Annotated in this window: 20 protein-coding genes and 1 pseudogene; 9 read left to right on the top strand and 12 right to left on the bottom strand. The window is 69.4% G+C overall.

What is annotated here, in order from left to right:
• Positions 1-886 precede the first annotated feature (886 nt).
• The 3 genes from ACFVWD_RS37250 to ACFVWD_RS37240 form a co-directional block, all read right to left on the bottom strand.
• Entirely contained in the window at positions 887-1,645 is a 759-nt protein-coding gene (locus tag ACFVWD_RS37250) for a DUF2182 domain-containing protein (RefSeq protein ID WP_389602466.1), read from the bottom strand.
• On the bottom strand, positions 1,642-2,256 hold the full coding sequence (locus ACFVWD_RS37245) for a DUF1326 domain-containing protein (RefSeq protein WP_389602465.1): 615 nt from the start codon (positions 2,254-2,256) through the stop codon (positions 1,642-1,644). The genes ACFVWD_RS37250 and ACFVWD_RS37245 overlap by 4 nt, the downstream gene beginning before the upstream one ends.
• Positions 2,257-2,995: 739 nt before the next feature.
• Positions 2,996-3,889, bottom strand: a complete 894-nt coding sequence (locus ACFVWD_RS37240) for a LysR family transcriptional regulator (RefSeq protein WP_389602464.1) — start codon at positions 3,887-3,889, stop codon at positions 2,996-2,998.
• Positions 3,890-3,991: 102 nt separating this feature from the next.
• Between ACFVWD_RS37240 and ACFVWD_RS37235 the strand changes: the two genes are divergently transcribed.
• Positions 3,992-5,080, top strand: coding sequence for an alcohol dehydrogenase catalytic domain-containing protein (locus tag ACFVWD_RS37235; protein WP_389602463.1), 1,089 nt, complete (start codon positions 3,992-3,994; stop codon positions 5,078-5,080).
• A gap of 204 nt (positions 5,081-5,284) precedes the next feature.
• Entirely contained in the window at positions 5,285-5,731 is a 447-nt protein-coding gene (locus ACFVWD_RS37230) for an NUDIX domain-containing protein (protein WP_389602462.1), read from the top strand.
• A gap of 258 nt (positions 5,732-5,989) precedes the next feature.
• On the opposite strand, the gene ACFVWD_RS37225 is transcribed toward ACFVWD_RS37230, so the two are convergent.
• The 4 genes from ACFVWD_RS37225 to ACFVWD_RS37210 form a co-directional block, all read right to left on the bottom strand.
• Positions 5,990-6,919 carry a replication-relaxation family protein gene (locus ACFVWD_RS37225; RefSeq protein WP_389602461.1) on the bottom strand — a complete coding sequence of 310 codons (930 nt, stop codon included), beginning with the start codon at positions 6,917-6,919 and terminating at the stop codon, positions 5,990-5,992.
• Positions 6,920-7,315: 396 nt separating this feature from the next.
• Positions 7,316-8,293 carry an ATP-dependent DNA ligase gene (locus ACFVWD_RS37220; protein ID WP_389602460.1) on the bottom strand — a complete coding sequence of 326 codons (978 nt, stop codon included), beginning with the start codon at positions 8,291-8,293 and terminating at the stop codon, positions 7,316-7,318.
• A gap of 276 nt (positions 8,294-8,569) precedes the next feature.
• Positions 8,570-9,688 carry a fatty acid desaturase family protein gene (locus ACFVWD_RS37215; protein WP_389602459.1) on the bottom strand — a complete coding sequence of 373 codons (1,119 nt, stop codon included), beginning with the start codon at positions 9,686-9,688 and terminating at the stop codon, positions 8,570-8,572.
• 7 nt (positions 9,689-9,695) lie between these two features.
• Positions 9,696-10,751 (bottom strand): ferredoxin reductase, encoded by a 1,056-nt coding sequence (locus tag ACFVWD_RS37210; RefSeq protein ID WP_389602458.1) that lies wholly within the window; start codon positions 10,749-10,751, stop codon positions 9,696-9,698.
• A gap of 87 nt (positions 10,752-10,838) precedes the next feature.
• Between ACFVWD_RS37210 and ACFVWD_RS37205 the strand changes: the two genes are divergently transcribed.
• Both ACFVWD_RS37205 and ACFVWD_RS37200 read left to right on the top strand, forming a co-directional pair.
• Positions 10,839-11,978 (top strand): PucR family transcriptional regulator, encoded by a 1,140-nt coding sequence (locus tag ACFVWD_RS37205; RefSeq protein WP_389602457.1) that lies wholly within the window; start codon positions 10,839-10,841, stop codon positions 11,976-11,978.
• Positions 11,979-12,527: 549 nt separating this feature from the next.
• On the top strand, positions 12,528-12,866 hold the full coding sequence (locus tag ACFVWD_RS37200) for a thioredoxin family protein (RefSeq protein WP_389602456.1): 339 nt from the start codon (positions 12,528-12,530) through the stop codon (positions 12,864-12,866).
• A 95-nt stretch (positions 12,867-12,961) separates the two neighbouring features.
• Here ACFVWD_RS37200 and ACFVWD_RS37195 read toward each other — a convergent pair whose 3' ends face one another.
• From ACFVWD_RS37195 to ACFVWD_RS37185, 3 genes are all read right to left on the bottom strand, one after another.
• Positions 12,962-13,192, bottom strand: a complete 231-nt coding sequence (locus tag ACFVWD_RS37195; protein ID WP_389602455.1) for a hypothetical protein — start codon at positions 13,190-13,192, stop codon at positions 12,962-12,964.
• A 372-nt stretch (positions 13,193-13,564) separates the two neighbouring features.
• Positions 13,565-13,756, bottom strand: coding sequence for a hypothetical protein (locus tag ACFVWD_RS37190; RefSeq protein ID WP_389602454.1), 192 nt, complete (start codon positions 13,754-13,756; stop codon positions 13,565-13,567).
• Between the two features lie 24 nt (positions 13,757-13,780).
• A complete protein-coding gene (locus ACFVWD_RS37185) occupies positions 13,781-14,200 on the bottom strand; it encodes a hypothetical protein (protein ID WP_389602453.1) in 420 nt (139 codons plus the stop codon).
• Positions 14,201-14,215: 15 nt separating this feature from the next.
• Here ACFVWD_RS37185 and ACFVWD_RS37180 point away from each other — a divergent pair, with 15 nt between their 5' ends.
• Positions 14,216-14,443, top strand: coding sequence for a hypothetical protein (locus ACFVWD_RS37180; RefSeq protein WP_389602452.1), 228 nt, complete (start codon positions 14,216-14,218; stop codon positions 14,441-14,443).
• Positions 14,444-14,569: 126 nt separating this feature from the next.
• Here ACFVWD_RS37180 and ACFVWD_RS37175 read toward each other — a convergent pair whose 3' ends face one another.
• Positions 14,570-17,059, bottom strand: coding sequence for a Helicase associated domain protein (locus ACFVWD_RS37175; protein WP_389602451.1), 2,490 nt, complete (start codon positions 17,057-17,059; stop codon positions 14,570-14,572).
• A 42-nt stretch (positions 17,060-17,101) separates the two neighbouring features.
• Positions 17,102-17,659, bottom strand: coding sequence for a hypothetical protein (locus ACFVWD_RS37170; protein WP_389602450.1), 558 nt, complete (start codon positions 17,657-17,659; stop codon positions 17,102-17,104).
• Positions 17,660-18,898: 1,239 nt separating this feature from the next.
• Here ACFVWD_RS37170 and ACFVWD_RS37165 point away from each other — a divergent pair.
• From ACFVWD_RS37165 to ACFVWD_RS37150, 4 genes and pseudogenes are all read left to right on the top strand, one after another.
• The gene (locus ACFVWD_RS37165; protein ID WP_389602449.1) at positions 18,899-19,240 is read left to right on the top strand and encodes a hypothetical protein; all 342 of its coding nucleotides are present in this window, start codon (positions 18,899-18,901) and stop codon (positions 19,238-19,240) included.
• Between the two features lie 196 nt (positions 19,241-19,436).
• Positions 19,437-19,757, top strand: a complete 321-nt coding sequence (locus tag ACFVWD_RS37160) for a hypothetical protein (protein ID WP_389602448.1) — start codon at positions 19,437-19,439, stop codon at positions 19,755-19,757.
• A 593-nt stretch (positions 19,758-20,350) separates the two neighbouring features.
• Positions 20,351-20,927, top strand: a pseudogene (locus tag ACFVWD_RS37155) (hypothetical protein); the annotation flags it as partial.
• Positions 20,928-20,942: 15 nt separating this feature from the next.
• On the top strand, positions 20,943-21,698 hold the full coding sequence (locus tag ACFVWD_RS37150) for a hypothetical protein (RefSeq protein WP_389602447.1): 756 nt from the start codon (positions 20,943-20,945) through the stop codon (positions 21,696-21,698).
• Positions 21,699-22,689: the final 991 nt, after the last annotated feature.

The following is a 22,689-nucleotide window of genomic DNA, read 5'->3' as shown; positions in this document are numbered from 1 at the left end:
TGGTCCCCCTGCGCTTGTCGGAAGCCCCGCACCGTATGACCTACCTGCGGCGCATCCTTCTCTGGACAGCAGCGCCAGAGCCCGGCTCCCGCATCGCTTCGCGCCGTGAGCACTACGCCCCCGATCTGTTCCGGGCGACAGCCCAGCGTGTCGACCAGGAAGCACAGACGCTGCTCGCCGACACCTTGCGCACGGGGCTGCCCCACGAACGTCGGGCAGCCGCGGTCCTGCTCAGCGCAGTCGACAGCGACCTCATCTGGACGGCCCCCGCCTTCGTCCGCGAAGTACTTCGCACAGCGGCCGCGCACTCGCAGCAGCTGCTGCAGGCCGTCGGCAGCAGCTTGCATATGGCAGCCAGCGCAGGGGACCGGGTCACTGCCCCCGGTAAGCCCTACCCCGAAGACACTGAAACAAGGGACAACGCCATGCACGTCACAGCCACCCTTGAGCATCGACAGCGGCACCAGCGTCCCTTCGTCAACGGTCGGAGGTCTTACCTTCCTCAGCGGCAGCCCGCTGGCCGGAGCTGTCCTTGCCGGGCTGACCGGCGGGGGCGCCGGCGTCCCCGTGTTGCGCTCCCTGATCCGGTAAGGAAGGGGCCGGAGGGTTGTGGCACATGGTCACCGGGGTCCAGGTAGGGCCGGACCCCGGTCGCCTGACGCGAGAGCGTTGCGGCCGACCGTCAGCTCGGGCACGTGCTTGTTGGCTTTGTACGCGAGTAGCGACGTCGTTTCGACGCGAGACGGGGAGTCGCACGATCGCGCGGATACCCGATGTACATGACTTCGGGAGGCACCCGGACTGCGGCCGGCGGCATGCTCTCCTTGAAGTGACCCGGGTCGCCGTCTCATCCAAGTGTGATTTCTCGGTGGGCGTGGCCCCGTCCTCACATCCCGGCCATGCCGCTACCGGTGAGGCCCGGAGCCAACGCCGGGACCCAGAAGACGGCCCCGGCCAGGGCGATCGAGGCGATTCCTACGGCACGGGCCACCAGGCGGCCGGCCGGAGCCAGCTTCTCCATGGTGATCACGGCGGTCAGGACCACCATGGCCCACAGATTCATCACACCGAACGCCGTCAGCAACACCATCAGCGACCAGCAGCAGCCCAGGCAGAAGGCCCCGTGGTGGGCTCCGGCACGCAGATCGCGCGAGGGCCCCGGGTACGAGGCGTAGCGCAGCATGAGCCCGATCGGCGAGCGGCACCTCGCCAGGCAGCGGTCCTTGAGGGGCGTGAGCTGGTAGACGCCGTTGACCGCGAACACGGCCGCGGCCACTGCGGTCCCCGCCACGGCGGGGAGGCTCGCCGCGCGGCCCAGGCCGGCGGCCAGCCCGTACGCGGGCAGTCCGGCCGTGGCCCAGACAAGCAGGTAGGCGACCGTGAAAACGACCATGCGCGGCGCCCGATGCACGGTGATGGTGCGTGCGTACAGCGCGGCGACGGGCGCCGTGGCGGGCAGCATCATCGCAGCCGTCATCAGCGTCCACATGGCCAGGAAAGCGAGCAGGCCCAGGCCCATGGTGCCCGGCATCGCCTGTATGCCGCCCCAGCGTGTCACCACCCAGACCCAGGCGGTAGCCGCCGCGACCAGCAGCAGTCCGGCAGGACTCGCCCCGCGGCGGCCGGTGACCGGCCGACCGGTCACGCGGACCACGTGAAGGGCGCCGAGTGTCCGTTGCCGCCGGAGAAGTCCCAGGACCGGCCGTACACGCCGTCGCCCGTCGCCCGGGTGGACCGGGCAATGGTCAGCGTGCTGTTCGCCGGGTGGAACATGCCGGTCAGGCCCATGACCGGACCGTCCTCGCCGAACTGTGGGGCAACTTGGTCCTCGATCTCGATGTCGATGGCGCCGCCCACCCGTGCGGCGTGGCGGCGGCCGTCGTCGCGGTAGTCGATGGGAACGCGCTCCGCGCCGAGGACCTCGCCGATGAGCGGAGTGAGCGCCGCCATCGGCCCGCCGGCCTGGCCGGAGAAGACCTTGCCCAGCGCCTCCGCCTGGCCGTCGTCGGCCGAAGCGTCTAGGTACAGCGCCACCTGCCAGCCGCCTTCGGCCATCACCCGGGGCGCGTCGATGAAGACGGCGACGCTGCGGTCGGAGACGTCCACGCCGTCCACGTTCCCGCTGTCCACGTGGAACGCGAAGGTCACCTGGCAGCGCTCGTGGTCGGCCGGTGCGGTGAGGCCCGAGGTGGTGCAGGGGCACACCACGTCGCAGTTGCAGCTCTCCAGATACGTGCCGTTCAGATTCCAGGGCATGGCTCTTCGCCTCCCTCTTCTACGTCCCCCTCAGTAAAGGGAATGCATCGGGAGGCTCCGTTTCCGTCCCGGTGCCACTCTTCTCCAGACTATTCCCGACGACCCCCGTCGCGCAGATCCGCTGCCAGCGCAGCTCACCGTCCTGATACCGGGTCGTGGGGGCACCCGCGGCCCCGGATCCGTCATCGACGACGACCTCTTCATTGCCCGTTCGAACTCCGAGCTCTGGTGGTCGTGGCCGGCGCGCTCGTCGCCCTCACAACCGAGACGCCGAAGGTCGCGCACCTGTGATCCGGCACCGTCGGGGGTGGAGACGTCTTGCTTCGCACGGTCCGTCCTGGCTGGGCTTAGCGAACGGACGTGGGAAATCTGGTGCCGATGCCCTACATGCCACAGCGGGGAGCGGGTGAGATGGCGACCCGCGTCGAACGGAAGGCCGCAGGGACTCCCGAACTCATCGACATTGATCATGAGCCGGGCCCCCGAGGTGACTCCCGAATGCCGCTACAAACGCCTCCCGTTCTCGCGTACACAGCCAGAACGGCATGTAGGACGGCTCACCCCCGCCTGCGCGGGGAGGACGTCGAGGAGCGCGGACTCGATGGGAGCGGTGCCGGCTCAGCCCCGCCTGCGCGGGGAGGACTCCGATGCGGCCTTCTTGGTCCCGGAGAAACCCGGCTCACCCCTGCCTGCGCGGGGAGGACTACGGCACCGACTCCGACGGCCCTGGCGGCACGTATCAGGCGGTCGAGGTAATTGCTCGGGTGACGGCCGTGATCGCCGGGGTTGGGCAGCCGGGGAGGCGCGCCACGAGAACCCGGCGGATCTCGGGAGGTGCGCCTTCGACGTGCAGCAGGCTCACTCCGGGCGGCAGCACCGGCGAGAGCCGGGAGGGCACCGTTGTCATTCCGAAGCCACCGGCGACCAGCTGAAGCTTCGTCAGCCAGTCGCGCGCGCAGTGGACGATGCGCGGCCGTCCAGGCAGGCCGGGCCAGACGCCGAGCAGTGGCTCGGAGTTCGACGCCGGGGTGGCGATCCACGGAGCGTCGACCAGTTCGTCGACGTGCACCGCGGTGCGGCCGGCGAACTCTCCGGTCGAAGGCGCCGCCACGACCAGTTCGGTGTCCGCAACGGTCTCGACGTGCAGGCGCGGCGACTCGCCGTCCAAGGGCCGGTGGGGCGGGCGGGACGTCAGCACGGCGAGGTCGATCGAACCCGCGCGCAGTGCCCGGATCAGGGTGGGTGTGGTGCCCTCGGTAGTCGTGACCGTGATCTGCGGGTCGGTTGCCGCGAGGCGGGCGAGCGAGGGAGGCAGGATGGCCGCGCCCGCGCTCAGGAACAGTCCGAGCCGCACCAGTTCGGTCCGCGGGACGGTGCCGGTGAGGTCGCGCTCGGCCGCGGTCAGGCAGTCCAGGATCGTGCGAGCGTGGCGCAGCAGGGTCAGACCCGCGGGGGTGAGCCGCACTCCGTCGGGGCGGCGTTCGAACAGGTCGGCGCCCGCGCTTCGTTCGAGGGAGGCGGCCTGGCGTGAGACCGCCGACTGGGTGTAGCCGAGCCGGGTGGCTGCTGCGGTGAAGCTGCCGGACTCGGCGATCTGCCGCAGGACCCGCAAGCCTGCGCTGGAGATGTCCATGCGACATACGCATACCACAGATGCTTGATCGTCGCTTCCCGCATGTCCGCCGGGCTCCTAGTGTCGATCGCGACGAACACGGACGAACACGGAGGTCATCACGTGCGAGCAGCAGTTCTGACGCAGTTCGGTGCCCCGCTCACGGTGCGGGAGGTGCCCGACCCCGAGGCTGGCGGCGGCGAGGTGGTGGTCGAGGTGCTCGCCACCTGCGTGGCCCCGTACGCGGCCGAGGTCTTCAGCGGCGAGCGAAACTACCCCCTGGTCCCGCCCGTCGTGCCCGGGATCGGCGGCGTGGGACGGGTCGTCCACGCGGGCCCGGACGCCACCCGGCTGCGCCCTGGCGACCTGGTGTGGTGCGACTCCACGGTGCGCTCGCGGGACGACGCCTTGACGCCCGACATCACGCTCCAGGGCTGGAGCTCCCGCGGCGAGGGCGGCGCGCGGCTCGCCCGGTACCTGCACGACGGATCGTTCGCCGAGCTCATGCGGGTCCCGACGGAGAACGTCTTCCCGCTGCCCGCCAGCGCGGGGGAGGACCCGGCCCGCTGGGCCGCGCTCGGCGTGCACGTCATCCCTTACGGCGGGCTGCTGGCCGGCGGGCTCGCAGCCGGTGAGACGCTGCTCGTCAGCGGGGCCACCGGCAACCTCGGCAGCAGTGCGGTCGCGGTCGCGCTCGCGATGGGGGCGGGCCGCGTGGTCGCCCCGGGCCGCAACCGGGCCGCGCTCGACCTCCTCACCGACCGGTTCGGTCCGCGTGTGCGCCCGGTCCCGCTGACCGGGGACGAGGCTGGCGACCGCGCGGCGATGTCCGCGGCGGGCGACGGCCCGATCGACATGGTGATCGACCTGCTACCGCCGAGCGCACCCAGCTCGGCGGCGCGCACGGCAGCCATGACCGTGCGCGAGTACGGCCGCGTCGTTCTCATGGGCGGCGTCGGCATGCTCGGTGGCGACGACCTCGCGCTCCCGTACCCATGGATCATGCGCAACTCGATCACCGTGCGCGGCCAGTGGATGTACCCGCGTACAGCGAACGCCGGCATCATCCGGCTCCTCGCCTCGGGCACCCTGGACCTCGCCCCCGAACGGGTCCGGTCGTTCGCCCTCAATGCCGTCAACGACGCCGTCACGTACGCCGCCTCACATGGCGGCCCGTTCGACCGCACCGCCCTCACCCCACCGGCTCGCTGACAAGACCGACTGATCTCCACATGTCAGCGCCACGGCCCACCGCCCTCACGAGCGCAGGCCGCCGTACTGCTGCTGCTGTTTCTCGTGAACAACCATGAGCCTCAAGATCACCAACTGCAGCCCGAACGGACGAACAAACGCTGCCATGTGAAGTGAACGAAGCCACTCTCATGATCGAGGAGATGCAACCCCTACGCTGCGGGAATGCGTGAGTTGACGTTGCGTGTCCGGGTGGCTGCCTACGTGCTGCGCCGGCGCGCGGGCGGGTCGGTGGAGTTGCTCGTGTTCGACCACGACGCGGACCTGCCGCCTGGCACGCACATCCCAGCGGGGGGTGTGGCTCCGGAGGAGCGACTGGAAGAGGCAGTGTTGCGGGAAGTCGCGGAGGAGTGCGGGCTGACATGCGTTCGAGTGCTGCGCCCTCTCGCGGAGGAGCACACCCCGCACCCGATTCGCCGCTTCCCTCGCCGCACCACCTTTTTCGAACTGGAGGTGGACGGCGACGCGGATGTCCCGGATGCGTGGGACCACCATGTGACGGGCGCGGGGCGCGACAACGGCATGACATTCCATTGCCGTTTTGAGCCGCTGCCTCTGGCCTTCCCTTTGGCGGACGGCCAGGACGCCTGGCTGGATCGTCTGGAGCCATGAGCGCGTCGCTCGGCCGCCTCCACCGCTGGTACGCCACGTCGTGCACCGAGCAGGCTGAAGCGTGCCGCCTCGGTTAGAGGGTGCCTCTTCCTTCGGTGATTCGTTGTTCTGGTCATGCTCAGCTCCCAGTCGTACGTCGACGTCGTCCGCGACCGCACCGCCCGTGACCCGCGCGAGGCGCATCTTGCGTACGTTGTTCTCTAGGGCTTCTCCGAGTGTGGTGTGACGCCGTACTAGCGGTGTGACCTGGGGTTTTCTCTAGCATCTCTGGTGCTGTCGCGAATGTTGCGGCACGTTGCACATGAGATCGGAGGAGACCCTTGCGGGCCTTTCCTGTTCAACTTCCATCCGGAGTCCGCTACTGGACCATCCTGGATGACGACTTGGTGGTGGTCCCGGAGGCGGGCGCGTTCCTGCGGCACGTACGGTTCGGGACGGTGCCAGCAGCCCGGCTCCCGCGCGCAGGGCGCTGATCCGGTTCTCGACGCCGGTGGGTCCGGTGGCGTCCAGGACGAACAGGACGCGGGGGAAGAGCGGGTAGCGCCGCCGCCACTCCTCAACCGCCGGTTCCTGGAGGGTTGGCCGGCGCCTCGGGATCACGGGCACGTAGCGGTGGAGGCGCTCGTACGCGGGCAGTTTGGCGGCGAGGCGTTCGGGTCCCATGGTGGCCCGGTCGACTTCCACGAACGCCCGCAGCATCGCCCCGTTGTCGCCGTCGGCGGGGCGGCGCTTGTAGTACATGAGGGCGTCGGGGATGACGGCCTCGCCGCTCCCGATCGGGTGGTGGACCTCGGTCAGCCAGTCCAGGGGCCGGCACAGCTCGCCGCGGCGGCGGGCGTCCTCGAGGAAGGCGAGCGCGGTCACGGTCAGCGTGTGGCCGGCCTTCAGCCGCGCGGCGGTCGGATCGGAGACGGTCCTGGAGGGCCGGTGCCCGCGCATCTCGGGCCATTCGGAGGCGAGTTGCACGCCGTACGGGGTGGGGAACCACACCCGGGTCCGTCCGGCCTGCGGCAGGGTGATGCGGTCGACCAGCCCCTCACTGCGCAGTCGGGCCAGTCTGCGCCTGGTCTGCTCGATGCGCACCGAGGGGGCGATCACCCGGTGCATCTGCTCGGTGGTGGCCATCCGGTACTGCGTCAGCACGGCCAGCGCCGGCCGGTCTCTGCTGCCCACGTCCACGCTGATCATCACGGTTCCGCTCGCTTCCCGTACGGCGCGGCGCCGTCCTGCCCGGCGCCGCGCGTACCGGTCACAGCAGCAACCGGCCCCGACCAGAACCCCGACCATCAAGGCCCGACCACGGTTACGAGACAACGCCTCCGTGGACCAGGCCCACATCCCCTCCGGCAACCCGGCCGACAACCGTCCGCACCCTCTGCCGCGCTTGCCCGAGAACGCGCAGGCCACCACGCTGGTCAGGCCGTGCTCGGGAGGCCGACATCCCCTCTACGCCCCCGGACCACGCCCCGCAGCAGGAAGAACAAGGAAGTGGGTGGGTGGGACAGGTCCCGGGCGGCGGGCGAGGGGATCGGGCGCCGCCGGTGCTCCTCGCACGTCGGCCGGGGCCGCCGCGCTGCGCCGCCGTCAGAGCGGCGACGTCATACGGGCGACGCCGGTGGGGGAGAGGTCGGGGCGGGCGCGGTGCCGGCGTGCGGGGTGCCGCCACCGGCCGGCAGCGTCGCGTGCGACGTCGGCGCCGACTTCCACCGCCAGCTCGGGCTCCACCAGCGTGACATTCAGCTTTTCCTTGCTGCCCCACCCGGCGGAGAAGGACCAGCCCGTCCACGGATGACCGCGCCGCGCCGCAGCGAGCAGTCCGGCGACCGCAGCACCTGCCGCCCGGGCGAGGGTGGTGGTGCGGCCGACGTACTGAAGGCGGCCTTGGTCGTCGTACCTTCCGAGCAGCAGCGTGCGGGGAGCGGCCGGGGAGCCGGTGACCGCGCCGACGATCGCCTCGCCCGTCTCGCGGACCTTGTATTTCTGCCAGCCCCTGACCGAGGGCCGGTAGGCGCCGGCCGGCCTCTTGAAGACCACGCCCTCCATCCCGACCGACGCCCAGGTCAGCCACTCGCGCACGACGTCGGCCTCGGTGGTCGACGGGCACAGCGCCCACGGCGCCGACAGCCGGCGGGCGGCGAACACGGACTCCAGCGCGGCTCTTCGCCGCCGGTACGGCCACCCGGTCGTGTCCGTCCCGGACAGCCGCAACAGACCGAACGCGACGAAGCGGGTCGGCCACTCCTGTGCCGCCCGGGCCGCCCCGGCACCGCGCCGGGCAAGCCGGTTCTGCAACCGCTCGAACGCGAGGCGGCCCGCGGCGTCCCATACGACCAGCTCGCCGTCCAGCGCTGTCGCGTCCGGCAGCTGCGCAGCCCCGGCCACAACCTCCGGAAAGACCGGCGCCATGTCGGTGCCGCGCCTGGAGCGCAGCACCACCTGGCCCGGGTCGACGGGGACCCCTGCCCGGAACCCGTCCCATTTCGGCTCACCCGCCCATCCCGGCAGCAGCGCAGGGTCGGACACAGGGGCGGCGAGCATCGGTTCCGGCGGTGTCCACGTCACAGCCCATGCCTTCCCCCCCAGCCCGCCCGTCGGCGAACCGAGTGCGCGTACGCACCCGACTACCGGCCCGACCACGGCAGGTCAGCGCACTACAACACCTCGCCGGGGGCTGTGTGCTGAGCTCCTGGCGCACGTCCAGGCAGCGCAGCCGGACACCGGGCTGCCCGGATCCCGTGTCGTACGGTCTGATGTCGCGGACGCCCACCGTCCGCAACGGATCTCACCGAACCCGGCGGTGCCGCCGGTGCGGCCGAAAGATCCGAACCAATACCGGGATCAGGCCGCGACGAGCTCCTGCTCGCGGTCCGGCGTCTTGACGTTGGGCTTCTTGTTCGGCAGCGAGAGCCGGAAGACCTTGTGCCACGCGGAGAACACCTGCTTGGGCAGTGGCCCGGTGACGTACTCCAGCTCGTACTTTTCGAACAGCGCGCGCACCTTCACCGCGACCTCGGCGTACCGGTTGCTCGGCAGGTCCGGGAACAGGTGGTGCTCGATCTGGTGCGACAGGTTGCCGGTCATGAAGTGCATGGCCCTGCTGCCGCTGATGTTCGCGGAGCCCATCATCTGGCGCAGGTACCACTGGCCGCGCGTCTCGCCCTTGATCGACCGGCGCTCGAAGACCTGCACGCCCTCGGGGAAGTGCCCGCACATGATCACCGAGTGGGTCCAGATGTTGCGGACCAGGTTCGCGGTGAACGTGGCGGCGAGCGTGGGGAGGAACGACGGGCCCGACAGCAGCGGGTGGATCACGTAGTCCTTGAGCACCTGCTTGCGGATCTTGCGGCCCACGGCCTTGGCCCGCGCGCGGAACTCCGGGTTCTTGCGGCGGCGCTTGTGCAGGTTCTTGCCGAGCTCCAGGTCGTACGCCGCGATGCCGTACTCGAAGAAGCAGGCGTTGAGGAAGTTCCACAGCGGCTGGCCGAGGTGGAACGGGTGCCACTTCTGGTCCTCGTCGACGCGCATGATGCCGTAGCCGAGGTCGTTGTCCTTGCCGATCACGTTGGTGTATGTGTGGTGCAGCTCGTTGTGCGAGTGCTTCCACTGCTCGGACGGCGAGACGTGATCCCACTCCCAGGTGGTGGAGTGGATCTTCGGGTCTCGCATCCAGTCCCACTGGCCGTGCAGGATGTTGTGGCCGATCTCCATGTTGTCCATGATCTTCGCCACGGACAGACCGGCGGTGCCCAGCAGCCACGCGGGCGGGAAGATCGAGAACAGCAGCACGCCCCTGCTGACCAGCTCGAGCTTTCGCTGCGCCGAGATGACCTTACGGATGTAGGCGGCGTCTTTCTCGCCGCGGCCGGCGATCACCTCGTCGCGGATCGCGTCCAGCTCGCGGCCGAGCTCCTCGATCTGCTCCGCGGTCAGGTGGGCGGTGGGGTCGATGGCGGTCAAGGTGCTCCTACCGTTCGATGTCGCAGGGGCCCGCCGCGGCGGACACGCAGGTCTGGATGAGGACGCCCGGCTCGGCCTCGGTGATCTCGCCGGTGCGCAGGTCGCGGACGGCGCCCGCCTTGAGCGGCGTGATGCAGCCGAAGCAGATGCCCATGCGGCACCCGGAGGGCATGAGCACGCCGGCCTCCTCGCCGATGTCCAGCAACGGCGTGGCGCCGTCCGCGTCGACGGTCTTGCCGGTGGCGCTGAACGTGACCTCGCCGCCGTCGCCGGCGACGACGATCCCGGGGCGGAAGCGTTCGGTGTGCAGGCGCTCTTGTACGCCGTGCTCGCTCCAGTGCTCTTCGGCGGCGTCGAGCAGGCCCGCGGGCCCGCAGGCCCAGGTCTCGCGCTCGGCCCAGTCGGGCACGAGTTCGTCGAGACGGGCGATGTCGAGCATGCCGTCTGTGTCGGTGTGCACCTCGGTGAGCCGCAGCTTCTTGTCCGCGACCAGGTCGTGCAGTTCGTTGCGGAAGATCACGTCTTGCGGCTGTGGCGCGCAGTGGACCATGACGACGTCGTCGAACTCGATGTCGCGCAGCATGCCCATCACGGGCGTGATGCCGCTGCCGGCCGTCAGGTAGAGCACCTTGGCGGGTTTGGCCTGCGGCAGCACGAAGTCACCGGTCGCCTGGTCGAGCTGGATCAGCGTGCCCGGTTTCGCCCTGCGGACCAGGTGGTTGCTGACCTTGCCGTCCGGGATCGCTTTCACGGTGATCGTGACGCGGCCGTCCTGACGGTCCGTCGGCGAGGTGAGGGAGTAGGCACGCCACAGGCGCACCCCGTCGACGTCGACCCCGATCCGCACGTACTGACCGGCTGTGTGGCCGCGCCAGCCCCGTCCCGGCCTGATCACGACAGTCGCGGCGTCACCCGTCTCGGGGTGCACGGCCTCGATGCGCCCACGCAGGTCGGCGCCCGCACGCAGCGGGCTGACCAGGTCGAGGTAGTCCGACGGCAGCAGCGGCGTCGTGACCATCTCCAGCAGTTTCCACGCCCTGCTGCGGAGGGCTGCACTCGTCATGACTCCAGCTTGCTGCGCCTCAAGGCGTAAAGTCCTGACCGCAGGACGTAAATCTGATCGGCTGAATTGTTCACAGGGAACAAAAACGTGAACCATGCAATCCGGAGGGCCAGCGAACTGGCCCTCGATGAGACGACGGTCACCGCACTTCGGGCCGCGCTGAAGACCACCGCCGACGAGGTCGTCCAGGCGATCATCGACGAGGTCCCTCCCTACGCCAACGCCCTTTCGGGCCGTATGGGCGGCACCATCCGCCGAGCCGTCCGCACCGCCCTGGGGCACTACCTGGACCTCGCGAGCGGGAACGCCACAGGCGGCGACGGCGGTGACGCGGCCTACGAGCTGGGCCGCGGCGAGGTGCGCGACGGCCGTTCGATGGACGCCCTGCTCAGCGCCTACCGCGTCGGCGCCCGCGTGGCCTGGCGATGCCTGGCAGCGGGTGCCGTACCCGCGGGCCTGCCCGCCGCCGAGGTCGCCAAGTTCGCCGAGCTGACCTTCGCCTACATCGACGAGCTCTCCGCCGCGAGCGCCGCGGGCCACGCCGACGAACTGGCCGCCCAGGGCAGGGCCCACGAGCGCCACCTGGAACACCTGGCCCGCGACCTCCTCGCCGGCGCGAGCCCGGACGCGCTGCTGGCCTCCGTTCAACGGGCCGGGTGGCAGCCTCCGGTTTCACTGACCGCGGTCCTGCTGCCCGCCGCCCAGGCCCGGCCCGCCTACCGCACGCTCGACCCGAGCACTCTCGTCCTCGACGATCTGCCGGACGCCACCGGTGTGCTGCTCGTCCCCGATGCCGACCGATCACATCTCTTGCGGCAGCTGACCGACCGCACCGCCGTGGTCGGCCCGGCCCGGCCATGGACTCGTGCGTCCGCCTCGTACGCACGAGCCGTACGCGCGCGCTCCCTCTCCTCTGATATTCGCGACACCGAGGACCACCTGCCCGAGCTGGTGCTGAGCGCCGACGTGGACGCGTTCGCAGACCTGCGTGCCCGAGCCCTCGCACCGTTGCGGACCTTGCCTGTCGCGACCGCACGGCGGCTGGAGGAGACGTTGCGGGCGTGGCTGCTGCACCAGGGCAGGCGGGACGAGGTGGCGGCGGCGTTGTTCGTCCATCCCCAGACGGTCCGGTACCGGATGTCGCAGCTGCGGGAGCTGTTTCCGGATCTCGCATCGCCACACCGGGTCCTTGAACTGACGCTGGCGGTCGGTCTTCGGGTCAGCTGACGCGTACCTCGACCGTCCACGACCGCGTCCGCGAGCGGCCCAGGAACCGTGCCTCGTTCTCGGTGCCATCAGCTGGCTCATGCGGCCCGGGGAAGAGCGGTATCAGCCGGCTGACCGGGGGTTGATGCGAAGACCGGACAAGGCCTCGGGAAGCCCGTCGGGGGCGCTGTCTCTGAGAAGCGCGGTGGCGGATACGGCTCGACTGGATCCGGTGGACGATGCACACCGGCCCGCTCGTCGACGCGCTCACCGAGCATCTGGCCGGTGATCTGGGCCGCTACGCCCTGGAAAACAGCTTTCATGTCGTCGGGGAGGGCGCTGTCCCGGCACGAGCTGACCCACGGGCGCGCGGCGGGCTGCAGCTGGGTGACCGGCGGGGCGGCCATACCGGGTCACCAGCGGCGGGGGGCCGGGCCGCTCGCGCCGGGGACCACCGTGGTTCTGCGACGGCCCCGTGCCTCCCTTCCGACAGGTCAACCGGACGACCGACCGGACTCAGCCTGCCGCACCACGCGGGGATGGAATGACGTAACGTGAGGTGGAGTTTCCATGGCGAAGCGGGTTCACCGACCCCGTGAGGACGCGGAGTTCGATTTCATCCTCGGGATGAGCGGAGTCCCGGTCCTCGCCTACTTCACCGGGACATGGCCCAGGGCGATCGAGCCCTGCCGGGCGATGGACCTCGTCGTGGGTGACATCGCAGACGAGTACACGGGCCGCCTGACGGCCGTCCGCACCGACATGACGCGCTGTCCGTCCGCGACCGAGCGATACGGGATCACCGGAGCCCCGTCCTACGTCCTGCTGAAGGAGGGAGAGGTCGTGGCGCACGGCACGGGGCCCATGACCATCGCCGAGGTACGGAAGTTCCTGGACGGCCACCTCTGAGCGGCCGCTGCGGCACGTGGCCGCGACGCCCGTCACGTCTCATCTATGGGAGCTGCGCCGCCTGAGACACCTTGGGGCTGAGACACTCCCACAGGTCACACAACGCCGTCCAGGACAACGCCGGACGGCAGGCGCATCGCGGCCACGGCCAGGTCCATCCAGAGCGCGGTGACGTCGCGGCCGGTCCTCGACTGCAGCTGGACGCCGTCCTCGGTCCGCCACAGCACGGTCCGGTGACCATCGACCTTGATCTCGTAGGCCCACGACGGGCCCGCCGGCAGCTGCAGTACGGGCCGCGCGAGGGCGACCTCCACGGGCCACTCCATAGGAACAGCCTGCGGCGGCCGATCGGTGGCGGCCCGTCGGCCGGCAGCGAGTACGGCGGGCTCGTGGGAAAGCACTCGCTCCTCGTTCGCTCTCATCGCGCAGGTGGACGGCACCGAGGACGAGTACCAGGATGAGGACTGAGCTCTGCCTCGAACCTGATGGACGGACGCCGACCGTCTGCTGGCGTAATCCGCACGGCCAGCAGACGGTCCGGGCGGCGCGGTTGCTGCGGTACGGCCGCGCCGCCGCGAAGGCGCGAGCCCGGCCGCGCTGCGCGACCGGGCCCTGAAGTGGTCGGTGGAGTTCTCGACTTTCTGCTGAGCATCTCGCCGAACTGCCCGGCTGTCATCACCCACACGGGTGGCGCCCGCTCACACCGCGGCGGTCTCCTTCTCCTGCTGTTTGGCCTTCACGAGGGCGGCGAGCGGGGAGCGCCGACCTTTCCCGACGCCGCGCAGCTGCTCCCAGTCGATCTCGGGGTGCGCGGCGGGAAGGGCGTCGACGGACGCCGTGGTGAACAGCGGGACCACCACGGCCCCGGCCCGTGACGTGCCGAAGCACACCTCACGCCGTTCCGTCGGCCGTACCTACAGCAGATCCCGCATGTAGTCGAAGTCGACCCTCCTCCCGCCCAACCGGGCGGCGGCCTGGTCCGGCCCGAGCGGCGCTTCGGCGGCGAGCCGCTGCGCCAGGCCCTCGATCCCGCAGACCTCCGTCACCCGGTCGGGGTTGATCAGCACGGCCTCCGGGTTCGCCGTCAGGTCGGTCGGCAGCCCGCAGGCGATGAGCCGGCGCACCGCGAAGGCACTCACGATCGGCGGTTCGTCGGGCACGTTCGGCGTACCCAGCGCCTGGGCGATCCGGTCCCCGGCTACGGCGGCGGAGACCGGCTCGTGGGGGAGCGAGGCCCGGATCGCGTGCCCATCCATCGCTTCCACGGCGGCCCGCGACCACCGCCAGGAGGACACGTCCGGGGCTGGGACAAGGCCCTCGGCCCTGTTCCTCATGGGAGGCCGCTAGACATGCCCGATCTGCCCTCGCCCGAAGAGATCGAAGCCGCCCGCACGCCTGCCGGCGGCTGGAAGCGCGACCAGCTCGCCGCTTGGGGAGTCTCGTGGCCTCCGCCCAAGGGCTGGAAGGACGAGTTGACCGAGCGATGGAAGGGCGCGCGCCAGGACGGCGCACCGCCGCCGCCCCTGCCCAGCCCGGCCCCGGCCGACTTCGCACAGGAGACGCTCGACTTCGGCTGATCCGACGGCAGCGGGGCCGGACAGGATCAACCTGCCCGGCCCCGCTGCCCGTTCCCGAATGCTCACCGGCTCTGGTGGATACGCGGGCCCCGCACGAATTCCAGGTCGTCCAGCAGGATGCATGCTCTACCACCGCATCCCGATCGCGGACAACTGCTCCATCCGCTCCGGGGATAGTGTCGCGGCCCGGCTCCGCTGGTTCCCGATCCACGCCCCGAGTCGGAGCTCCCGCTCCTGCTGGTCCTCGCCGACGGTCCGTTCGACGTGCCTTCTCGGCACCTGAAGGTGCCCCTCGCGCTCGAAGAACTGCCGGGCGGCGGCGAGGTTCAGCGCCCATTTGTCGGCCTGGGCACGGCGAATGGGCGGCTTCTCGTCCTCGGCGGCGGGTTCGATTCCGAGGACTTGTTCGCACAGCCACTGCTGTACGGACGTGAGCTTGTCCCAGGTGAGTCGGACCGACCGTACCCACCGTCCGAGATCCTCGCCCTGGCGCATGACCACGCCCGGCTCGGTCGGCAGTGCACCACCCTCGTCCAGGTGCTGGCGGGTGAGGTGGAAGGCGCGCTGCCACTCCACGGGCCAGACGGGGCACCAGGACGGGTCGATCTCCTCCAGCTGCTCGCGCCGCTCCTCCGACAGGGCGCCGACCGACGACCCGACCGGAAGTCCCTTGGCACGCTGCTGCTCGATCTCGGCAGCCTTCCGCGCGGCGGCCCGGGCGTTCTTGAGCCAGATGCCGACCTTCGCGCCCTGGTGGGTGGCGTCCAGCGGGGCCAGGAGGTGCCCGTTCTCGGCGGCCCACCCACGGGCGGCGGCCAGGCCCTCCTCCCACGCGACGTCGAAGTGCGACCAGACCATGCCGAGCTTCTCCAACTGCTGGACGCGGTCCTCGTCCACGCTGCCGCGGTTGTAGAAGCGTCGGGCGTCGGCGATCCACTGTCCCAGCGGGAAGTTGGCCAGCGAGGCCGGCCACCCCTCAGCCTGGGCCTCGTCACCGGTCGGTACGCGGTATGTGAACGGCACCTTCAGGTCGCCGGCCTCGCGCGCGTACAGTGCGGCGGCTTCTACGCCCCGGCGCCAGTGTTCGTGTTCGGGGTTGAGGACGCGCAGGTTGATGAACGCGGCGAGCCCGGCCGGGTCGCGCGGTGTGGAGAACTTCAGCAGCGCCTTGGCCGGGGCGGAAGCGCCGCCCGCACCCGCCCCGCTCTTCTCCTTGCCCTTCAGGTCCTTCTGGACGGGCTTGTAGCGGCTGGGGGCCTGCGGTTCGGCCAGCTGCTCCACGATCCGGGCGTCGTGGGCCCTGAGTGCTTCCAGCAGCTTCGCCAAGCCGCCGTACGCCCGGGAGGTCAGCATGTTGTCCGCGGTCTCTCCGGGCCCGAGCAGTACAGGCACCACGAGGGATGCCATCTTGCCTTCGCCGGGTTGCATCCGCAGCGCGCGGCCGACGGCCTGGACCAGGTCGGGCATGGAGCCGCGGACGTCTGCCCAGTAGACGGAGTCGCAGTTCTTGGTGTCGACGCCCTCGCCGAGCACCTTCACCGAGCCCAGGTAGCCCTTCTCCACGACCGTGCCGTCCGTGGCGATCCCGTCGGCGAACTCGTTGAGGACGCGCCGTCGGTGGCCCGGCTTGTGCTCGCCGCACAGCCAGTCCGCCCACACGGTCTTCGGGTACAGCTCGGGGTCGGCGGCGTGCAGCTGCGCGGCGACATCCGGCAGTCCGGTCGCGAACGCCTCGGCTTCCTTGACGACGTGGTGGAACACCAGCGTGCGCTTGAAGTTCTCCTCTGACGATGCCTTGACCAGCGCGGTCTGGAGCGCGGCGAGCCGGGCCCCGCGCACCTGGTCCGACCGCCCCTCCACACCGAGCAGCACGGCGGCCTGGAACTGGGTGTCGGTGACGTCCACACACACCACCTGGTACGGCGCGCAGATCCCCCGGTCGATCGCGTCCGACAGCGTCAGCGTGTAACAGCGGGCGCCGAACGGCCCGTTGGGGTCGTCCTCCATCGAGGCGGCCAATTCGCCCGGGGCGCCCCCCTGCTCCTGGTCCTCATCGAGCTGCCACAGCCGCGGCGTGGCTGTCATGTACAGCCGGCGCAGCGACGGGATCCGGGTGTTGTCGTGAACGACCGCCCACGGCTTCCCGATCCGGCCCGACGTCCGGTGAGCCTCGTCCACGACGATCAGATCCCAGCCGGGAAGGCCGGCCTGGTGCGCCCGCTCCAGGGTGCCGAGCCCGAGCGAGGCGTACGTGGCGAACACGGTGACCTTGTCCAGATACCGGGTCCACTCCACCAGCTCGTCCACGTCCGTGGTGTTGGGGAAGCCCGCCTCCTCCCCGCGCAGCGAGGACACCCCGATCATCGGCCCGGTGCGCCCGCCCTCGCGCCACGCGGCCTCGGTCTGGGCGAGCAGGTCCAGGGACGGAACAAGGACGAGCACACGGCCCGCATGGAGTTCCACCGCGCTGCGGACCGCGACGAAGGTCTTCCCCGCTCCCGTTGCCATGACCACCTGGGTGCGCAGCCCGTGCTCGGGCACCAACGATCGGGCGGGAAGTTCGAGAGTACGGACCACTGCGTCCGTTGCTTCTCGCTGATGCGGGCGAAGGTCCACACCGACTCTCCCTCTCGGTTCTCAGGCTGACGAGTGGCTGGTTCAGGTGGCGTCGTAGGCGAGTTTGGCCAGCTGCAGCGCATGGGCGAGGCTCGTCTCGTCGCTGAGGTCGACGCTGACGCGGTACTCGCGGTGCCCGGTGGTGAGGGTACGAGCTGTGACCGCGCCCAGTTCGTCGAGCTGCTGCTTGCTGTAGTTGAGCCGGAGGTTGATGGTGCTGTACTCGGCATAGATGTAGGCGAAGCCGCCGAGTTGGGATCCCTGCTTGCGCAGGCGCAGGTAGCGGCTGTAGTCCAGGGGGGTGTCGGGCTGTGCGTTCTTGCGTCTGATGCCGTAGACGCCGACGTTGTCCCAGCGGGTCGTCTCTTCGAGGAACCGGACGAACAGGCCGGGAGCCGGGCTGCGGCCCAGCAGCCGGCGCACGGTTTGCTGTCCCTCGTCGGCAACTCCCTGAATCCGGGCCGGCATCGCGCCGCCTTCCCGGCCGGCTTGCGCAACCACCGAGAGGGGGCCGCGATGCTGGTCTGTCAGATCCTTCAGTACCTGCGAGGCGTCCAGTTCCTCGGGAGTTCCTTCGAACTGGAACACGGTCAGCTTCATGCGATCCCCTCCGCACCTGTTAGCCCAGACACTACCAACTACTACGTATAGTTGCAGTCACTATGGATAGTTGTTCTTGGTGTTTGCTCAGTGAGCGTTCTTTGGTGGGAGAGAGGTGAACAGGTCTGCTTCTGCACCGGTGCTGGCACTGGTGAGCCGGCTTGCTGGTTCCAGCTGAGTTGTCGCGGCTCGTAGACGGGTCGCCAGTGACTTCCTGGCCGCAGGACGACGCCGCCGCACGGCTTCGACATCACCTTCGACGGCAGCCTGGGGCGCTGATGCCGCTCATACGTACGGCCGCCCGGCTGCTTACGGGAAACGGGAGTCCGCGGGACACTGGCGTTCTTGGGGCCTGGGCGGGGGGAGTCGAGATGGCGCTGAGCGATGAGGAGTGGGAGCGTCCGAACCGTATCGGCGCTCCGCATGCGGTTGATCAAGCACATTTCGTCGCTGCTCCGCTCCTGGCGGGTGCCGCGGTTGCGACCGTGGGTGTTCTCGGGGCTGATGGAGCGCGCTTTCGCTGACCGGGGCCGGCGATGCTGTGTCTCACCGTCGCCGCGATCTTCTTGATGAGCACTTTGCCCGTCTCGTTCCACCGGAGTACAGACGCTGCCTCCTGTGCGCCCGGCCGGTCTCGGCCGACGGCTCTGGCGAACACCAGGGCCGGTGTCCGGCAGGGCATGCCGCGCACCGGGAAGCCCTGCTGGAACCTACGGCCGACCGGGCACTGGACATGATCCGCCGGACCAGACGGCGCCCACCCGACTCTCCCTGAGGTCCACGGAAGCGTTGGCGTTGCGCGTCGGCTCCGCCGCCCTACTGGCCGACGTGCGGACGGCCGGTAGGGGAGCAGGGAATTCGGGGTACCTGGCCTCCAGAGAGCGTTGCTGAGACGCTTTGTAGGAGTAGAAGGTGATGACGGGCTGTACCCTCCGGCGCCTCGTACGCGTAGTACGGGCGGTACGGGATCGCCAGTGGGGCACAGTGCTGTTGAGGAAGGATGAGGGCCGGCGACGTGAGGGAGACGAGTGACGCGACGCGGCCAGGCACGCCTTCGGTAGCGCCCCTCTCGTGAGGGCTCAGCACTGCGGGTTTTCGTGGTGCCGCATCAGGGCTGGCGTCGGCTAAGGGTCCGTCGGCGTGAGTAGGTGAGTATCCTCAAGGGTGCTCTGGTCTTGCTTCGTCTGGTCGTTGAAGGGTCGGTCGGTAGCCAGGTTTGAGCTTGAGGTGGCCTTGGCCGTGTCGCTGTGGAAGGCGCGCGCGGCTGAGGCCTCCTTTCTTGTCGCCTACTCTTCAGCTGTCATGCGCCTGCCATGTTTTCGACATAAAGATCTTGCTAGCAATTCATTGAGAGAGTCTGGATTTTTCTCGCGTATCGAATTCCCTATCCGCGGGTTTTCCAGGATGGATGAAGGTGTTTATGAGCTGGGCGGCGGCATCGGTAGTTCCGAGGAGGAAAGAGCCTCCGGGAAGCTGCGGGTTCATCTGATGCCGCGGCTCCTCGTGCTGGCGGCAGGCTCAGCTGTGGGACACGGAAGGTGGGTTCACGGCTGGCCGCTCTCGCTACGCTGTGCCCAGTGACGAAGACCCTTCGCCACTCGGAGGCTTGCCACTCCTGATGGTTGTTGCGTCATGCTGTTGGACGCAGCGTTGGCAGCGAACCGGCTATAGAGTCCGGGCAACCGACCGGGGCGGGCGTTTTGATGCAGCGGTGCCTTCCACACCAGCATCAGTGATCAGCCCGCTCCTAGACCCTTCAGCGCAAAGAGAGACCGATATGAGCACCGACCCCGCGATCCCCTTTGATGATCCCTTATGGCGAAGGGACTTCTCCGAGGCAGTGGCTTCCCGGCTGGGGCGAAGGAGGTTTCGTCGCTTCCTGAACACCCCTTCTGACCTGCTCCGGCGGGCTCGCCGCAGGCGTGTGGTCTTTCGCGCCACACACGTTCTGCTGATCTCCGCCGCGGTGGGGCTCGGTTGCCTGGGCCTGGGGTGTCTCGTGCTGGGCCGAGCAGAGCTCGTGATCGCCGCGGCGGCGCTGGCAACGCTGTGCGGTGCGGGCGCCGCGGCGCTCGGTAAGACGCTGCACGGTCGTTGACGCCCGCCTCAAGGCGGCTGGCCTGTGCGCCTGGTGGTGCAGGACATGTGGTCCTGCACCACCTCGGCCGCCGGTGCTCAAGGTGCACAGCCGATGTGACCTCACGTGTGATCACTGCTATGTGTACGAGCATGCTGACCAGAGCTGGCGTGCGCGACCCAAGATGCTGAGCAGGCAGCCGGTGACCGGCCAGCCCTCGACGACCAGGACCGCAACCTGTGATGCGCGGCCCCCTGGATGTCTGTGGCGGTCGGTCATCTCCTGGAGGACCTCCGGTAGGGGGTCTTTCTTGCGTTGAGGTCCCGTGCGAGTGAGGGAGCCTCGCCGGCGAGACTTGCCCCGACATCTTCGAGCTCAGCGACAGGGACTCCGCCAGCGGGCGCAAGCGACTGCCAGGACCTGAACTGCCGAGCGGCACCTTGTGCTGACTACGAGCGCATTGGGGGCATCGGTCGCGACTTGGTCATCCCTGGAGAGCTCGACATTCCGGCCGGCCGCAGGAGCCGCCGCAGTTGTACCGCCACGACGGCGAGTGGAAGTTCCGGGAAGTCGGTCAGGGGTACGCGTCGGTGCTGGCAGCCTGGCCACGGACTTTGGGATCTCGGTGGCTCATCTACCGAGGTGCCGGTGAACCCCACGACGGCGTAGACCGCCTCCCGGCCCCACCTCCCTGGCGCGACTTCGCGAGCCGGGACGCGGCCGGGAGAAACGGCGACGGCTCGAAGGACCGCAGGCTGGGCGCGCACCGGCATCTGGCCGAGCTGCACCGGCCGGGCGCCGAGGAACTCGAAATGATCAACGCGGCCCTCTATCTGCGCCGTCCCCTGCTGGTCACCGCCCGGCGCGGGCAAGAGCACGCTCGCGCACTCGGTGGCGTACGAACTGGGGCTGGGCAATGTGCTGCGCTGGCCGATTGTCAGCCGGTCCACACTGCAGGACGGGCTGTACCACTACGACGCAGCGAGGACGCCCCGATCCACAAGCGCTGGCAGGACCAGCACAACGCCGCTTGTCCTGTACCGGTTCGCCGATCACGGGACGGCGGCCGCGCGCATAGACACCAGCCGCGCGGCACGACAGCCCGTGATCGGAAGCCAGCGCCGCGCCTTCCTCTTCGTGGTGCTCACTAGCAACGGCGAGCGTGATTTCCCGGCTCCGCTCATGCGGAAGTAGGCGTTCAACGAGGTGCGCGACGCGACGCCGGAGGAGGTGCAGCCCGGCATCCGCACCCTTAGAGCCAACTACCGGGGGAATGACCGCAAGACGGGCTGCAAGGACACGGCTCAGTTGTACCCGGTGGGGACCCTGGACCGCACGGAGGCGAAGACCGCGGTCGCGACTCTCGCGCCCACGGGCTGGACGCCGGTCGATCCGGCGCTGCTCAAGGCGGCCGACGACCTCGACGGCGGCGAGGGCACCCGGCGCATGGTGCTGATCAACGACGGCGAGGACACGTGCCAACCGCTCGACCCGTGCGAGGGCATCGGCAGCTACATCCGGCTCGGCCCCCTCGGCACCGCGATGCTGCCGTCCGACATCCCGCTCGTGCTGCTCATCGACGAGCTGGACAAGAGCGATATCGACCTGTCCAACGACCTGCTCAATGTGCTCGAGGAGGGCGAGTTCGCCCTTCCCGAGCTGGAGCAGGTCGCTGACCGGCTGCCCGGCGGCGAGGCCGCTCGGGCCGGGGACGATCTCATCACTCAATTCCTGGAGCGCTCGCGCAGCGAACTCGTCGCGGCCGACCAGCTGTTGAACGCCATCTACCTCACCGACGCTGCAGCCCTGCGAGTCGCGACCGCCTCGACCCGCCTGCCGACCCTCTGTCGGAGTCCGTCGAGGGAGCCCACCGGGGCCCGCGCTTCCCTGCGGCCATGCCCGAAGTGTGGGGCAGCGTATCCCGGCGCAACACCCGTTTCACCAGCCGTGAGTCGCTGCTGAACGACGCCTACCACCTGCTCCAGGGCGCCGAGTCGGGGGCCGACGTGGCCACCCTGCACGGCATGTCGGGCGTGGGCAAGACGCAGCCCGCGGCGGAGTACGTGTACCGCTTCGGCTCCGAGTACGACGTGGTGTGGTGGATCAACACCCAACCCCCAACCTGCTGCAGCCGGAGTACAACCGCGCTGCGGCGATCAAGGACGATGTTCCGTCGTCCTGCGGGACGTTCGGGACGAGGAGGCCTGACCAGCAGGAGACGGCGAAGGCTCTGGAATGGTCACCGTCGAAGAGCATCCGTGTTGAGGTTGGAACGGTCAGCGTGTCTCTGACGGACCTGCCAGCAACGCTCCGCGAGCACCCCGGCTGTTCGCCCCGTTCCGCACTATGGGCTACGGACAAGAATGTAACTGTGGTCGATTGCGCCGAATTACGTTGGGAAGCCGGAAACTACGGCGCTTCCACGGCCTTTTTATCGGCCTGACCCGTCGAGGAGACACACCTCGCAGGGTGGGAGGCCATAGTTACAGACTTTATCTCATGTCCACTTTGAAGCACACTTCCCATCTCCTTCAGCCCTCTGCCCTAATTCCCCTGACAGTCCGTTACGCCCCCCCCCGTGACTGCCGCTAACTGCAGCCCCCGCCCTGTTGTCGTGTCAGGCCCCCGCGAACCCAGACTTCTTGCCGCGGCCCGGGCCGCAGGCCCGGTTTCATCTCGCACGGAGTGCGGGGGTGACTGGAGCGGAGCGGAGGACACCACCCGAGCGGAGCCCAGCCGCGGGCCGCAACGCGGCCGACCGCCCCTGGAGCGCAGCGGAGGGGGCGTCAACTTGCTTCGCGCAGCGAAGCAAGTTGGGGTGGGGAGCGCAGCGAGCCACCAGCGCACACGCGGAGCGTGTGCGCAACTACCGTGCGAAGCACGGTAGTTCGCTTTCATATCTGTCACTTATACACATCTCACGCAGCCGACGAATTAATCAAAGTAGATCTCA

The organism is Streptomyces sp. NPDC058086, from assembly GCF_042885015.1.
Taxonomy (GTDB): domain Bacteria; phylum Actinomycetota; class Actinomycetes; order Streptomycetales; family Streptomycetaceae; genus Streptomyces.
Note: the sequence above shows the minus strand (reverse complement) of the source record. Positions and strands in the feature narration are given on the sequence as shown.